Origin of the sequence: Pseudomonas sp. PDM31, assembly GCF_019218965.1 — a bacterium.
In the GTDB taxonomy this organism is placed as follows: Bacteria; Pseudomonadota; Gammaproteobacteria; order Pseudomonadales; family Pseudomonadaceae; genus Aquipseudomonas.
Genome location: NZ_JAHUWS010000005.1, coordinates 238,712 through 253,427 on the forward strand (window position 1 = coordinate 238,712; position 14,716 = coordinate 253,427).

A 14,716-nucleotide genomic window follows, 5' to 3' on the forward strand; every position below is an offset into this window, starting at 1 on the left:
CGCCGATCTGCGGCGTGAAGGAACAATTTGGGGTCAGTGCAGAACCCGGACACAGTCTATAGAAGCGTCAACGCCGGGCACATTAACCCTTGGTCGCGTCGTAGGCTAGTTTTGCCTGCACTACAACGCCAGATTTCAATGCCCTAATCGCCGCGATTACTCGGTTTTTTCGCCACTCATGCGGGCAAAAGCGTGACTGCTGCGCGTGACGAAACCTGTATCGGCACGAATGACAAAGAATGCACCGATATCATGTTTTTCAGCGTAGTCCCAGCCTCGCTCCGGGCCGAGGATAAGCAACAGCGTCGATAAGCCATCGGCCATCAGGGCTGAAGGATGAATCACCGTGACCGAGGCAAGGGTATGTGAGACCGGCGCCCCGGTACGCGCATCGAAGGTGTGGGAAAAACGCCGGCCGTCCTGTTCGAAATAATTACGGTAGTCGCCAGATGTTGACAGTCCGAAACCGTCGACAGCAATGATGCGCTCCACCACTTGCCGGTCATCCCGTGGTTCTTCCAGGGCGATGCGCCACGGCGCACCATCGGGCTTGCGGCCGGACGCCTTGAGCTCTCCGGTGACTTCAACGAGGTAATCGTGGATGCCTGACTGATCAAGCTTTGCGGCAATGGTGTCGACGGCGTAACCGGCAGCGACGCTGTTGAAGTCGACTTCGACGGCAGCGTCCTTGCACAACTGGTCACCCTCGATACGCAGATGGGCATGACCGACCCGCTGCCGCACCTCGGCCAGCGCTTGCGCACCTGGGACTTTTTCCTCGCGAGCTTGCGGGCCGAACCCCCAGAGGTTTAGCAGCGGTTCCACGGTCAAATCGAAGGAACCTTCGCTTTGCCGGGACAACTGCTCGCCGACGCGGACCAGTTCGAGGATCGGTGCGGGCATGGCCCGACAGTGGTTCGCGGGCAAGGCGTTGAAGCGTTCGATGTCGGAGTCACTGCGGTAAGTCGACATTTGGCGGTCGACCTCAGAAAGGATTTTCTCGACTTCGGCGCGGACGTTTTCCGGGGCAGGAAGACCAGCGTGACGGACGTACTTGATCGAATACGTACTGCCCATGGTCGGGCCGCTGATACTCTCCATGGAGTCGCCGCTGCCGCAGCCAGACAAGGCAACGCACAACACCAGCAACGAACCCGTGCGCCCACTAAACAAATCCACCCCCTGACGACCCACCACAAAGTCGCCCCTATTATGCGGTACAACTGTAGGAGCGAGCATGCTCGCGAAGGTCATCAGGGCGCCACGCTTACCCAGCCAATCCTCATAATCGTTAGCGTAGTCCATCACCAAAACCTAAAAATTATCCCCCAACATGATAACGACGCCATAGTGAAAGGGTCTGTCAGCCATTGCTCGAGTAATATGGGATGCGCATTTAAGCGAACTCTTTCCGGTCGACTTTATGCCATGGGTTCGTTGAGGAATTGTTTGCGGCGTAAATGCAAAAGGATCAAATTCTTTTGCCACTTTAAGGCTCGTGGAAAACTCGAATGCCTCGTTCGCGCCTTGATAAGAAAAACTGTGTTTTGCCTGCGTTGAAAGTTTTCCCCTGGCAAACGCTGGAATCTCCTCGCGCAGCACAAACGAAAGGTAGTCCCAGGGCCTAATGACATACTTTTCATCAAGCCCATTGACGTCCCAACTGGCAGCGGTGAGTCTGAAGGTCTCTGCGGTAGAGTTGCAAATATAGAACATGACGTGACTGTGTGAAGTCACCTGCATTACCTTCTTCCATACTCCCTCCTCTTCTTCCGTTGCCTCATCGATAGCTGCTTGAAAATCTCCGCTATTGTTGTCGCCCATATCGTCCATGATATTTTCTCTGGGGTTATTGGTTTACCTGAAAATAGTACACCCTCGACTTTCAAGACATAGTGCATGTGTAATGATTTATTGCGCAGGCGTCACTCATGGAGGTGCGGGATCGGTGATGCATTGTTTTAGCCCCTGAAAATCCGTGCTACTGCGATCAACGTGACCGTTGGCATCCAGGTAAATGTGCGTATTGGACCACTTGGGTGTGATGTTAACGCAACGGCGAAGATCACCATCGTTCCACCAGGATATTTCCATGAAAAACTTCTCATCTGGAAACAAAAATCCGTGATCCCCTGTGCTGCTGCCCGGGGGCAGGCGCCCTTTGTATACTCGGTCTTGTACATTCCAGATGAATCGCAAATCGTCCAGACCTTTTTTAGAGTAATGGACTGTGGCGGTGGGCAACACTGCAATTCGCCAGAGAACAATAAGCAACAACACCAAAAAAGGCAGCCATAGCGGCAGCAATAGGATCAAAATCCACCACATGTACCGGGACCGAGGTTTACTTGAAGAAATGGACACTATCCCCCCCTTAACTCACAGGCTCGACAAGCATTTCATTTATCAGGCGGATAAAGACTACTAGCTCTACCACACGCTATGGTTTCGCCAAATCCCATTGACACTCCTTCAAGCTTTCTACATCAGTCCCACTCCCTTCCCGCATATCGATGTTGCCGTCGCTGTCCAGGAAAATATGCGTATTGGGCCACTTTGGATTGATGCTGATGCAGTGCCAGCGCTGATTTTCAGCACCCCAAGAAAATTCCATAAAGAATTCATCATCCGGAAATAGAAATCCATGGTCGATAACCGCACTTCCCGGAGGCATCCGCCCCCTGTATATTCGATCCTGGACGTTCCATGTATACCGTATTTCTTGTAAAGCATTCCCGGAGTAATGAATTGTTGCTGTGGGTAGCACGAAAATTCGCCAGAGCACAAAAATCAGAAGCACTAAAAATGGCAACAAAAGCGGTAGCAAAAGAATCCAAATCCACCGCACATATCGAGATCGAGATTTATTTGCAAGAATGGGTGTTGACTCCACTTCTTAGAACCGCCTTATAATTTGTTAATATCATATAGCTCTTCATGGGGGCGCGGTATCCGTAACACACTGCTTCAAGCGATCCGAGTCCGTACCGACACCTTCGGTATGATCTATTTGGCCATTGGCATCTAGGTAAATATGCGTGTTTGGCCACTTGGGTGTAATGTTAACGCAGTGTCGAAGAGTGCCATCGTCCCACCAGGAAATTTCCATGAAAAATTTCTCATCTGGAAACAAGTGACCATAATCCCGTGTACCACCCCCAGGCTGCATCCGCCCTTTGTATATCCGGTGCTGTACGTTCCAGATGTATTTAAGTTCTTCTTTAGCATCCTTAGAGTAGCGGACAGTCACTGTAGGCAACCCAATATTCCACTGGGTGACAACCAAAAATACAACTAAGACCCATAGCCATCGCCTGTACGATTTTCGCGTTTTACTTGCAGGCATGGACACGAATTCCTTCCCCCCAGTCCGCTGGTGCAATGGCAAGCACTTCATTCATGATCAACTGCGCGTTGATTCCGCCGTTTGGATACTGCATATGGAGTTTAATACCAATACTAATTGAAACCCTATCCGCAACATCGTCCCAGGACCGTAGCTTCGTCCAAGGGCTGGACGTAGGGCGGGGACCGGGCTGCACTCGATCCTCTTTGGGCTTTGTCAATTCGTTAGCCTTCCTCACGAAGTCCGAGACAATCTGTTCAGCTCCCGCGCCATCCAGCAGAACACTTTCCGAGAGCCCACCTGCAATACCAACATACCCATAGTGAATGTTCGACCAAATATCGTAGTAGTACTCGTATCCCCCTTGCTTGTGCCGGACGACACCATTATACATCGCCTCCAGCTTCGGCTTATGATCCCACTCCATGTTCTGCCCCACCTGCTTCGTCCAGAGCGCCATCGCCTCAAGCTTCTTCGCCCAGGCGATGGCTTTGAAATCCGGTGGCCCCGCCAGCCTCGCATACCACGGCAGCTCCCAAAACTTCTTGGCAGCCGCTTCACCGTCGTAGCTAATTAGTTCTTTCATTTTCAATACAGATGGGTGCCTGATGTTCCGATTCATCTCGCCAGCAATATAGCTGGCCAACTCTTCCATTTGATCTGGATGGTTACAGACTTTGCTTCCACCAAGGTCGCCGAACGGGCCAGGGACTTTATCTGCCAGCTTCTGATCAATCGCCTGGCGCGTGGTTGTAAAGCTGTTAGCCACCGGGGTCGCCGATGAACTTGCGACCCTGGTGGCCGGCTGCGCGGAGCCCTCCCTGCTTTGATAGGTGGCCGTGAGCACCGAGGGGATCAAGCGGGCTTTACATGGGCAATTACTGTAACTATCCAGCGTGCCAGCCATGGCCTTGCCATGACTGATCATGTGCGAGATGCCACCGACGATCCGATAGGTCTTCCCGTCTTTTCCGCAGGTAACTCGATCACCATCGCGGGCGTGGGCAATGCCATACATCATGAGCCGGGTGTCACCATCGAGAACCTTGCCATCACAGGTGGTTCGGTCATCCAAACCGATGAAATGTCCTTCTCTCATTGAATTTCTTCTCCATGACTTCCGGCCGAGCCCAGAAGGTTTACGAGCTTGGGTTGTGATCGTCAGCTGCCCGATCAATCAAGTGGGTACCGCCAGACTTCATCGCTCAGTCCGCAATAGATGGCAGAAAATCTTCGGCGATCGACACGCCTTCACGCGCAATAAACGAGAAGCCGTCTTGCAGGGTATTGATGATCTCGTCGCCATTGCTGAGCAGGCTGCCGACCAGCGCCACATCATTGTTGCCTTGGCCGGCGCCCGTGATGATCTGTGCCGTACCGCCATCGGCATACAGGACGTAGTCGCCTTTGCGTGCTCCACGCACCGACCGCCCATCTTCCAGGTTGAATTCCAGCGGCCCTGTCCCTTGCTCGATCACCCCGCCGTTACGAGTGTGGCTGCCTTCTGTGGCGCATCGGAAAATGGCGATAGCGGGATGAGTGTCGATATAAGTCTGCTGCTCACAAACAACCGCCCGGGCTTGTTCATTGAATTGCGCAATTTGCTGCTCAGTGAAATGAGGTTTGTCCAGACTGCGCAGATACTCTGGGGAAACATCGTTGGTATACGAAGGATGCAAGGGTGCATTCATTTCAACTCCTTATTTTTTGCAAGGGTGTTAAGAAATAATGCGACGGACGCTAACAGCGACGCGACCCTCACGGCAGGGTCAAAAGAACGAATAAGAAGTTTCGCCATCAGAAACAATCCTTTTCCTACAAGAGTGTTTCCAAGACAGAGTTATTCGGTAAGAAAAGTCTAAAAGGCTCACAAACAAAAACGCCCCGACCAAAGTCGGGGCGTTTTCATGTACTGCTAGTGCTTAGCGCGGGAACGCTGGCGGGTTTACACCGGCCATGTCTTCCATCACGCGAACGACCTGGCAGCTGTAGCCAAACTCGTTGTCGTACCACACGTACAGAACAACGCGGTTGTCCTGGGTGATGGTCGCTTCTGCGTCCACCACGCCTGCGTGGCGCGAGCCAACGAAGTCGGTGGAAACCACTTCCTGGGAATTGACGTAGTCGATCTGCTTGTGCAGATCCGAGTGCATGGCCATCTGGCGCAGGTACTCGTTGATCTCTTCGCGGGTGGTGGCTTTCTCAAGGTTCAGGTTGAGAATGGCCATCGACACGTTTGGCGTCGGAACGCGGATCGCGTTACCGGTCAGCTTGCCCTTGAGCACTGGCAGTGCCTTGGCGGCTGCGGTGGCGGCACCGGTCTCGGTGATAACCATGTTCAGCGGCGCGGCGCGGCCACGACGGCTGCCCTTGTGGAAGTTGTCGATCAGGTTCTGGTCGTTGGTGAACGAGTGAACGGTTTCGACGTGGCCGTTGACGATGCCGAACTTGTCATTCACAGCTTTCAGCACCGGCACAATGGCGTTGGTGGTGCAGGAGGCCGCCGAGATGATCTTGTCGTCAGGGCTGATGTCGCCATGGTTGATGCCGTGAACGATGTTCTTCAGCGCGCCCTTGCCAGGTGCGGTGAGGATCACGCGGGCAGCGCCCGGGCAGTTCAGGTGCTGGCCCAGACCGTCGGCGTCACGCCATACACCGGTGTTGTCGACGATCAGAGCGTTTTCGATGCCGTACTGGGTGTAGTCGACTTCGGCCGGGCTCTTGGCGTAGATAACCTGGATCAGGTTGCCGTTGGCAGTAATGGTGTTGTTGGCTTCATCAATGGTGATGGTGCCATCGAACGGACCGTGTACGGAGTCACGACGCAGCAGGCTTGCACGCTTGACCAGATCGTTTTCGGCGCCCTTGCGGACAACGATGGCGCGCAGACGCAGGCCGTCGCCACCACCGGTTTTCTCGATCAGGATGCGCGCCAGCAGACGGCCGATACGACCGAAGCCGTACAGTACAACGTCGGTGCCTTTGCGGGCGCAAGCGTTCTGCTGGCCAACCACGTCAGCCAGTTCTTCACGGACGAACTGCTCGGCAGTACGGCCATTGGCTTCGGCCTTGAATTTGGCTGCCAGCTTGCCCAGGTCTACCGAAGCAGAGCCCAGTTTGAGCTCGCTCATCGCCTTGAGCAGCGGGAATGTTTCGTGGACGGACAGCTCACTGTCGTCGGACTGACGGTGACGAGCAAAGCGGTGAGCTTTGAGAATCGCAATGACTGAACGGTTGATCAGGCTGCGGCCATAGATCGAGCTCACCACGTTGTTATTGCGGTAGAGCTGACCGATAAGCGGAATCATCGCTTCTGCGAGTGCTTCACGGTCGATCCATTCACCAAGACACTGGTCGGGCTTCTGAGTCACGGGAACCTTCCACATGTAGGGGCAGAAAAAAGGGGCTACATTATGCCGCCGAGTGACGCGTGTAGCAATGCGCGCCTGTCGTGCGATCCGTAACATTTTCCCGTCCAAAAAATTTTCGCAGCGCTAAGGCCCAATAAAACCGGGGCTTTCAGAAGAGTCAATTTTTTGGAGGCGCTGCTACCTTGTCCGTAACCCTCCGTAACACCCATTGGTTTTATCACTACATAATCGGTTTTTATTGTTAAAAAACCGGGTTTATTTGTCTTTACCACTACATTTCGCCAAACCTGTGGATTAGACACAGTCTGCAACTGACAGGCGGCACTCCGGGCCGCTACAATTACCGACTTTGTCGCAACGCTTGGAGCTCAACCTTCCGTGCCCGTTCTGCGTCTACCGCTTCTCCCTGCCGCGGCAGGTAAACAGCACTGGGGCAACCTGCCCGGTGCCGCCCTGAGCCTGGCCATTGCCGAGGCCGCCAGCGCTGCCAAGCGCTTTACCCTGCTGCTGACCGCCGACAGCCAAAGTGCCGAACGGCTGGAACAGGAGCTGAGTTTCTTCGCCCCGGATTTGCCCGTGCTGCATTTCCCCGACTGGGAAACCCTGCCCTACGATCTGTTCTCACCGCACCAGGACATCATCTCCCAGCGCATCGCCAGCCTTTACCGGCTGCCGGAGCTTGCGCACGGCGTGCTGGTGGTGCCGATCACCACTGCATTGCACCGCCTGGCGCCGACCAAATTCCTGCTCGGCAGCAGCCTGGTACTGGATGTCGGCCAGAAGCTCGATGTCGAACAGATGCGTACCCGCCTCGAGGCCACCGGCTATCGCTATGTCGATACGGTGTACGAGCATGGCGAGTTCACCGTTCGCGGCTCGCTGATCGACCTGTTCCCGATGGGCAGCAAGCTGCCCTACCGGATCGACCTGTTCGACGACGAAATCGAAACCCTGCGCACCTTCGACCCGGAGAACCAGCGCTCCATCGACAAGGTCGATTCGGTCAAGCTGTTGCCGGCGCGGGAATTCCCGCTGCAAAAAGATGCGGTCACCCGCTTCAAGGCACGCTTTCGCGAGCGTTTCGATGTCGATTTCCGTCGCTGCCCGATATTTCAGGACCTGAGCAGCGGAATCACCCCGGCCGGTATCGAGTACTACCTGCCGCTGTTCTTCGACGAAACCTCGACGCTGTTTGATTACCTGCCCCAGGACACCCAGGTGTTCTCCTTGCCGGGCATCGAACAGGCGGCGGAAAATTTCTGGAACGACGTGCGCAATCGCTACGAAGAGCGTCGCGTCGACCCGTCCCGTCCTTTATTGCCACCGGACGAACTGTTCCTGCCGGTAGAGGATTGCTTCGCCCGCCTGAAAAGCTGGCCGCGAGTGGTCGCCAGCCAGCAGGATGTCGAACCCGGTGTTGGCCGCGAGCGCTTCCCGGCCCGGTCGCTGCCGGACCTGGCCATCGAAGCCAAGGCCACCCAGCCGATGGCGGCGCTGGCTGGTTTCCTCGACCAATTCCCTGGGCGCGTACTGTTCACCGCCGAGTCTGCGGGCCGGCGCGAAGTGCTGCTGGAGCTGCTGGAACGCTTGAAGCTGCGACCGAAAACCGTCGACAGCTGGCCTGACTTTGTCGCCGGCAAAGAGCGCCTGGCGATCACCATCGCACCGCTCGATGAAGGCCTGCTACTGGACGATCCGGGCCTGGCCCTGGTCGCCGAAAGCCCATTGTTCGGCCAACGGGTGATGCAGCGTCGGCGTCGCGAAAAACGTGCCGACGCCAACAACGATGCGGTCATCAAGAACCTTACCGAGCTGCGCGAAGGCGCGCCGGTGGTACACATTGATCACGGCGTAGGCCGCTACCTCGGATTGGCGACACTGGAAATCGACGATCAGGCCGCTGAGTTCCTGACCCTGCAATACGCCGAAGGCGCCAAGCTCTACGTGCCGGTCGCCAACCTGCACCTGATCGCCCGGTATACCGGCAGTGACGACGCCTTGGCTCCATTGCACCGTCTCGGCTCGGAAACCTGGCAGAAAGCCAAACGCAAAGCCGCCGAACAGGTGCGCGACGTGGCTGCCGAATTGCTCGACATCTATGCCCGTCGCGCCGCCCGCGAAGGTTATGCCTTTGCCGACCCGAAAGCCGACTACGCCACCTTCAGCGCCGGCTTCCCGTTCGAGGAAACACCGGACCAGCAAACCACCATCGAAGCCGTTCGCGAAGACATGCTCGCACCGAAACCGATGGACCGCCTGGTGTGCGGTGACGTCGGCTTCGGCAAGACCGAAGTGGCCATGCGCGCGGCGTTCATCGCCGTGCATGGCGGCCGGCAAGTGGCGATCCTGGTGCCGACCACCCTGCTCGCCCAGCAACACTACAACAGCTTCCGCGACCGCTTCGCCGACTGGCCGGTGACCGTGGAAGTGATGAGTCGCTTCAAGTCGGCCAAGGAAGTCAACGCCGCGGTCGCCGACCTCGCCGAAGGCAAGATCGACATCGTCATTGGCACGCACAAGTTGCTGTCCGACGATGTAAAAATCAAAAACCTGGGGCTGGTGATCATCGACGAAGAGCACCGCTTCGGTGTCCGCCAGAAAGAACAGCTCAAGGCCCTGCGCAGCGAAGTCGACATCCTCACCCTGACTGCCACGCCGATTCCGCGCACGCTGAACATGGCGGTGTCGGGCATGCGCGACCTGTCGATCATCGCCACACCGCCGGCCCGGCGCCTGTCGGTACGCACCTTCGTCATGGAGCAGAACAAAAGCACGGTCAAGGAAGCCCTGCTGCGCGAGCTGCTGCGCGGCGGCCAGGTCTACTACCTGCACAACGACGTGAAGACCATCGAGAAATGCGCCGCCGACCTCGCCGAACTGGTGCCGGAGGCACGGATCGGCATCGGTCACGGGCAGATGCGCGAACGCGAACTCGAACAGGTGATGAGCGACTTCTACCACAAGCGTTTCAACGTGCTGATCGCCTCGACCATCATCGAGACCGGCATCGACGTGCCGAGCGCCAACACCATCATCATCGAGCGCGCCGACAAGTTCGGCCTGGCACAATTGCACCAGCTGCGCGGCCGGGTCGGACGCAGCCACCACCAGGCCTATGCCTATCTGCTGACGCCGCCGCGCCAGCAAATCACCCCGGATGCGGAAAAGCGTCTGGAAGCGATCGCCAACACCCAGGACCTCGGTGCTGGCTTCGTGCTCGCCACCAACGACCTGGAAATCCGCGGCGCCGGCGAGCTGCTCGGCGATGGCCAGAGCGGGCAGATTCAGGCGGTCGGCTTTACCCTGTACATGGAGATGCTCGAGCGCGCGGTGAAGTCGATCCGTAAGGGCGAACAACCGAACCTCGATCAACCGTTGGGGGGCGGCCCGGAGGTCAACCTGCGTGTTCCGGCGCTGATTCCCGAGGACTACCTGCCGGATGTTCACGCCCGTCTGATTCTCTACAAGCGCATTGCCTCGGCCACCGACGAGGAAGGGCTCAAGGATCTGCAGGTGGAAATGATCGACCGCTTCGGCCTGCTGCCGGAGCCGACCAAGAACCTGATGCGCATCACTGCGTTGAAATTGCAGGCCGAGCTATTGGGTATCAAGAAGGTCGATGGCGGTCCGCAAGGCGGTCGCGTCGAATTCGCGGCGCAAACCCCGGTCGACCCGCTGACCCTGATCAAACTGATCCAGAGCCAGCCAAAACGCTACAAATTCGAAGGGGCCACGGTATTTAAGTTCATGGTTCCAATGGAGCGCCCGGAAGAGCGCTTTAATACTGTAGAGGCGCTGTTCGAGCGCCTCGTTCCGAAAACTGCTTGAAGGACGCCACATGCGCCTGTTTCGTTCACTGACCCTGTTGATGACCCTGGTCACCCCAACGGCATTTGCCGATGACCTGTATCAGGTCGAAATGATTCTGGTACGGCAAAACGCCGTGCCGGCCATTGTCAGCCGCGCCGCGCCAGAGGACTGGGCCGCCGGTGCCAAGCTGATCGGCGCTGACAGCCTGCGCACGCCGAGCCTCAACGGCGAGGTGGAAAAACTCACCGCCAGCAACGACTACACGGTGCTGCTGCACAAGGCCTGGCAACAGAACCTCGGTGAAAACGCCAGCAAAGTCGCGATCAGCGACGGTCAGGAACAATACGGTCAATTCCCGATCGAGGGCACGCTGAGCCTGAAACTGGGACGCTTCACCGACGTCGATGCAGACTTCTGGGTCAATCAGATCGACACCAATGGCATGGTGACTGCCAGCGAGCGCCTGAAACAGGAAAGCCACACCAAGAACGGCCAGCTGAACTTCCTCGATAACGGCCACCTGGGCCTGCTGATCAAGATCACCTCGCTGACCGCGCCTGCACCCCGGCCAGCCCCCGATGAAATTCCGGACTGATTGAAGTCCTTATGTCCGCAACCCTGAGCAAACCCCTGGCACCTTCCTGGGTCAGCCGATTCAAGGAACAGAGCCTGGAGCGTGGCCGCCGCTACGCACTGGAGAACCGCGTCAGGATTGTTGAGGCGGGCGACGCCACTATCATCGCCGCCTGCGAAGGCTCTGGCAGTAACGTTTACCGCCAGACCATTCGCCTGCGCGAATCGGCCAAGGGCACCTTGCTGATGGTCGACGCCACCTGCAGCTGCCCCGTGCACAGTAACTGCAAACATTGCGCGGCGGTTCTGCTGCAAGTGCAGGAAACCCTCGATTTCCCGGCCGCCGCCAAAGATGCCAACCTGTTGGAAAAACTTCAGGCCGTACTGGAGAACCGCGGCCCGAAAGCGCCGCCGCAAGTGCTGGTGGACAACGTGCAACCAGTGCCGCGCCTATGGCTGGCAAGCATCGAATTCAGCGCCTTCGAGCCACGCAATGGCAGGATGCAGCGCTATATACAGCATCGCGCGGCGCTGTCCTTCAGTTACCTGGACGAGTACGTTTCAGGCCAGAAAAACACTGACATCCTGATTCGCCAGGAGACACAGACGCTGCGGATCAAACGTCATCCTGATGTCGAACAGTCCTACCGGGAGCAATTGCGAATCCTCGGTTTCAGGATCGCCACCCGGCAAAGCAAAGCGCTTCCTGAAAGCGCCGGCGAATTGTTCGAGATGGTCAACGACAGCGCCTGGCTGACCTTCACCCTCAATGAACTGCCGAAGCTGCGCGACCACGGCTGGGAACTGCTGATCGACGACGACTTCGGCTTCGACCTGACCGCCGTGGACGACTGGTACGCCACCGTCGACCAGGCTCCGGAACGCGACTGGTTCGACCTGGAACTGGGGATCATCGTCAACGGCGAGCGCCTGAGCCTGCTGCCGATCCTGCTCAACCTGATGCGTTCGCACACCGAAATCCTCAACCCGGAACGCCTGGCCCGACGCCGCGATGACGAACTGATTCTGGTGAACATCCCCAATCGCCCGGGTTCCGAGCACGGGCCGCTGCAAGTCGCCCTGCCCTTTGGCCGCTTGAAGCCGGTACTGGCGACCCTCGGCGAGTTTTATCTGCAGGAACCCGGCGAGACCACCCTGCGCCTGAGCAAGGCCGATGCCATACGCCTCAATCCCCTTGAGGACATGCCATTACTGTGGGAAGGCGGCGAACAGATTCGCACCTTTGCCCAGCGCCTGCGCGACATCAAGGACTACACCGCCGCCGCCCCGCAAGGTTTGAATGCGACCCTTCGCCCCTACCAGCTCGAAGGCTTGAGCTGGATGCAGTCGCTGCGTCAGCTTGAGGTGGGCGGGATTCTCGCGGATGACATGGGCCTGGGCAAAACCCTGCAAACCCTGGCGCATATTCTTAGCGAAAAAATCGCCGGGCGCCTGGACCGGCCGTGCATGGTGGTGATGCCCACCAGCCTGATTCCCAACTGGCTCGACGAAGCAGCGCATTTCACACCACAGCTCAAAGTGCTGGCGCTGTACGGCGCCAGCCGCAAGAAGCATTTTGACAAGCTGGCCGAGTACGACCTGATCCTCACCACCTATGCACTGCTGCCCAAGGATGTCGAACGCCTGGCCGCGCAGCCGTTGCACGTACTGGTGCTGGATGAGGCGCAGTACATCAAGAACCCCAACAGCAAGGCGGCGCAGGCAGCCCGCCAATTGAGTGCGCGGCAGCGCCTGTGCCTGAGCGGCACACCGCTGGAAAACCACCTGGGCGAACTGTGGTCGCTGTTCCACTTCCTGTTGCCCGGCTGGCTGGGCGACGTCAAAAGCTTCAACCGCGACTACCGCGTTCCAATTGAGAAACGCGCCAGCGAAGTACGCCTGCAACACCTCAACGGCCGGATCAAACCATTCCTGCTGCGCCGCACCAAGGAACAGGTAGCCACTGAACTGCCGCCGAAAACCGAGATCGTTCACTGGGTCGAGCTCAACGAAGCCCAGCGCGACGTGTATGAAACCATGCGCCTGGCCATGGACAAGAAAGTCCGCGACGAGATCACCCGCAAAGGTGTCGCACGCAGTCAGATCATCATTCTCGAAGCGCTGCTCAAGCTACGCCAGGTGTGCTGCGATTTGCGCCTGGTCAATGACGCGCCTCTGCCCAGCCGTGGCAGCACGTCAGGCAAACTCGACAGCCTGATGGAAATGCTCGAAGAGCTGTTCGAGGAAGGACGGCGCATCCTGCTGTTTTCGCAGTTCACCTCAATGTTGTCGCTGATCGAAGACGAATTGAAGAAACGCGGGGTCGCCTACGCGCTGCTGACCGGCCAGACCCGCGACCGACGTGCGCCGGTGAAGGAATTCCAGAGCGGCAAGCGTCAGATCTTTCTGATCAGCCTGAAGGCCGGTGGTGTTGGCCTGAACCTGACCGAAGCGGACACGGTGATTCATTACGACCCCTGGTGGAACCCGGCGACAGAGAACCAGGCGACCGACCGCGCGTACCGGATCGGCCAGGAGAAGCCGGTGTTCGTCTACAAGCTGATTGCCCGAGGCACAGTGGAAGAGAAGATTCAGCACCTGCAGAAAGAAAAATCCGACCTGGCGGCCGGCGTGCTCGATGGGCGCAAGACCGGGGATTGGAAACTGCAGAGCGATGACATCGAAGCGCTGTTTGCGCCGTTGCCGGACAAGCTCGAGAAGCGCTGAAATACACGGCGCCTGTTAGGTCGAATTCGCGAGCAAGCCCGCTCCCACAGTGACCGCGTCGAACACTAATATTTTGAACGACACTGAACCTGTGGGAGCGGGCTTGCTCGCGAAGGGGTCAACACGGTACCAAGGCTGGCTCAGCCCCTGAGAACCCGCGCCAATGTCGACTTAACCTTACCCATCCCATCATGCAACGCCTGCTCGATCTCGGCCATGGTGATTACCGCCGTCGACTTGCCCGCCGCCGGGTTCACCACCAGTGCCAGACAGGCGTAATCCAGCTCCAGCTCACGGGCCAGCGCCGCTTCCGGCATGCCGGTCATGCCAACGATGTCGCAGCCATCACGCTCTAGCCGGGCGATTTCAGCGACGGTTTCCAGCCTTGGCCCCTGGGTGCAGGCATACACGCCGTGGCTGCTGTAGCCAACGCCTTCTGCAGCCAGCGCCGCGATCAATTGCTGACGCAGCGGTTCGCTGTAGGGGTAGCTGAAATCGATGTGGGTGACCTGCTCCAGATCATCGGCGAAGTACGTGTGCTGGCGACCGCTGGTGTAGTCGATCAACTGATGCGGCACGCAGAAATGCCCGGTGCCCATGGCGGCATGAATACCGCCCACGGCATTGACCGCAAGCACCGCGTCGGCCCCGGCCTGTTTCAGCGCCCAGAGGTTGGCGCGATAATTCACCTGATGTGGCGGCAAACGATGGGGATGGCCGTGACGGGCGAGGAACAGCACTTCCCTGCCGGCATATTCGCCGATCTGCACTTCAGCCGAAGGCGCACCGTAAGGCGTATCCACCGCCAATGACTGACGAATGCTCAGGCCTTCGAGCTGAGTCAGGCCGGTGCCACCAATAATCGCGTAAACCGTCATAACGAACAGTC

At 57.8% G+C, this 14,716-nt stretch carries 11 protein-coding genes; 4 read left to right on the plus strand and 7 right to left on the minus strand.

Going from position 1 to position 14,716, the window contains the following annotated elements; translation table 11 throughout:
* Positions 1 to 156: 156 nt before the first annotated feature.
* The 3 genes from KW839_RS12160 to KW839_RS12170 all read right to left on the minus strand — a co-directional run bounded on the left by KW839_RS12160 (position 157) and on the right by KW839_RS12170 (position 2,328).
* Entirely contained in the window at positions 157 to 1,101 is a 945-nt protein-coding gene (locus KW839_RS12160) for an FAD:protein FMN transferase (protein WP_256352644.1), read from the minus strand.
* A gap of 213 nt (positions 1,102 to 1,314) precedes the next feature.
* Positions 1,315 to 1,833: a hypothetical protein gene (locus tag KW839_RS12165; RefSeq protein WP_218424483.1), complete on the minus strand. Its 519-nt coding sequence runs from the start codon at positions 1,831 to 1,833 to the stop codon at positions 1,315 to 1,317.
* A gap of 96 nt (positions 1,834 to 1,929) precedes the next feature.
* A complete protein-coding gene (locus KW839_RS12170) occupies positions 1,930 to 2,328 on the minus strand; it encodes a hypothetical protein (RefSeq protein ID WP_256352631.1) in 399 nt (132 codons plus the stop codon).
* Positions 2,329 to 2,706: 378 nt separating this feature from the next.
* Here KW839_RS12170 and KW839_RS12175 point away from each other — a divergent pair, with 378 nt between their 5' ends.
* Positions 2,707 to 2,913, plus strand: a complete 207-nt coding sequence (locus KW839_RS12175; protein ID WP_218424484.1) for a hypothetical protein — start codon at positions 2,707 to 2,709, stop codon at positions 2,911 to 2,913.
* A 419-nt stretch (positions 2,914 to 3,332) separates the two neighbouring features.
* On the opposite strand, the gene KW839_RS27665 is transcribed toward KW839_RS12175, so the two are convergent.
* From KW839_RS27665 to KW839_RS12195, 3 genes are all read right to left on the minus strand, one after another.
* A complete protein-coding gene (locus KW839_RS27665) occupies positions 3,333 to 4,445 on the minus strand; it encodes a polymorphic toxin type 44 domain-containing protein (RefSeq protein WP_256352632.1) in 1,113 nt (370 codons plus the stop codon).
* A gap of 106 nt (positions 4,446 to 4,551) precedes the next feature.
* Complete coding sequence (locus KW839_RS12190) at positions 4,552 to 5,037, minus strand: hypothetical protein (RefSeq protein ID WP_218424485.1); 486 nt, start codon at positions 5,035 to 5,037, stop codon at positions 4,552 to 4,554.
* Between the two features lie 231 nt (positions 5,038 to 5,268).
* Complete coding sequence (locus tag KW839_RS12195) at positions 5,269 to 6,732, minus strand: glyceraldehyde-3-phosphate dehydrogenase (protein WP_060540141.1); 1,464 nt, start codon at positions 6,730 to 6,732, stop codon at positions 5,269 to 5,271.
* Positions 6,733 to 7,095: 363 nt separating this feature from the next.
* On the opposite strand from KW839_RS12195, the gene mfd reads away from it, so the two are divergent.
* Genes mfd through KW839_RS12210 form a run of 3 tightly spaced genes read left to right on the plus strand, consistent with a single transcriptional unit; the run spans position 7,096 to position 13,827 of the window.
* Positions 7,096 to 10,545: a transcription-repair coupling factor gene (mfd, locus tag KW839_RS12200; RefSeq protein WP_060540142.1), complete on the plus strand. Its 3,450-nt coding sequence runs from the start codon at positions 7,096 to 7,098 to the stop codon at positions 10,543 to 10,545.
* 10 nt (positions 10,546 to 10,555) lie between these two features.
* On the plus strand, positions 10,556 to 11,122 hold the full coding sequence (locus KW839_RS12205) for a CsiV family protein (RefSeq protein ID WP_060540143.1): 567 nt from the start codon (positions 10,556 to 10,558) through the stop codon (positions 11,120 to 11,122).
* An 11-nt stretch (positions 11,123 to 11,133) separates the two neighbouring features.
* Entirely contained in the window at positions 11,134 to 13,827 is a 2,694-nt protein-coding gene (locus KW839_RS12210) for a DEAD/DEAH box helicase (protein WP_218424486.1), read from the plus strand.
* A gap of 140 nt (positions 13,828 to 13,967) precedes the next feature.
* On the opposite strand, the gene KW839_RS12215 is transcribed toward KW839_RS12210, so the two are convergent.
* The gene (locus KW839_RS12215; RefSeq protein ID WP_060540145.1) at positions 13,968 to 14,705 is read right to left on the minus strand and encodes an S-methyl-5'-thioinosine phosphorylase; all 738 of its coding nucleotides are present in this window, start codon (positions 14,703 to 14,705) and stop codon (positions 13,968 to 13,970) included.
* Positions 14,706 to 14,716: the final 11 nt, after the last annotated feature.

Excerpts from the sequence above, each read along its gene's own strand:
- KW839_RS12170 (WP_256352631.1), bottom strand. The coding sequence starts at position 2,328 with ATGTGGTGGATTTTGATCCTATTGCTGCCGCTATGGCTGCCTTTTTTG.
- KW839_RS12210 (WP_218424486.1), top strand. The coding sequence starts at position 11,134 with ATGTCCGCAACCCTGAGCAAACCCCTGGCACCTTCCTGGGTCAGCCGA.
- KW839_RS12190 (WP_218424485.1), bottom strand. The coding sequence starts at position 5,037 with ATGAATGCACCCTTGCATCCTTCGTATACCAACGATGTTTCCCCAGAG.
- KW839_RS12195 (WP_060540141.1), bottom strand. The coding sequence starts at position 6,732 with ATGTGGAAGGTTCCCGTGACTCAGAAGCCCGACCAGTGTCTTGGTGAA.
- KW839_RS27665 (WP_256352632.1), bottom strand. The coding sequence starts at position 4,445 with ATGAGAGAAGGACATTTCATCGGTTTGGATGACCGAACCACCTGTGAT.
- KW839_RS12205 (WP_060540143.1), top strand. The coding sequence starts at position 10,556 with ATGCGCCTGTTTCGTTCACTGACCCTGTTGATGACCCTGGTCACCCCA.
- KW839_RS12160 (WP_256352644.1), bottom strand. The coding sequence starts at position 1,101 with ATGGAGAGTATCAGCGGCCCGACCATGGGCAGTACGTATTCGATCAAG.
- KW839_RS12215 (WP_060540145.1), bottom strand. The coding sequence starts at position 14,705 with ATGACGGTTTACGCGATTATTGGTGGCACCGGCCTGACTCAGCTCGAA.
- KW839_RS12165 (WP_218424483.1), bottom strand. The coding sequence starts at position 1,833 with ATGGACGATATGGGCGACAACAATAGCGGAGATTTTCAAGCAGCTATC.
- KW839_RS12175 (WP_218424484.1), top strand. The coding sequence starts at position 2,707 with ATGTATACCGTATTTCTTGTAAAGCATTCCCGGAGTAATGAATTGTTG.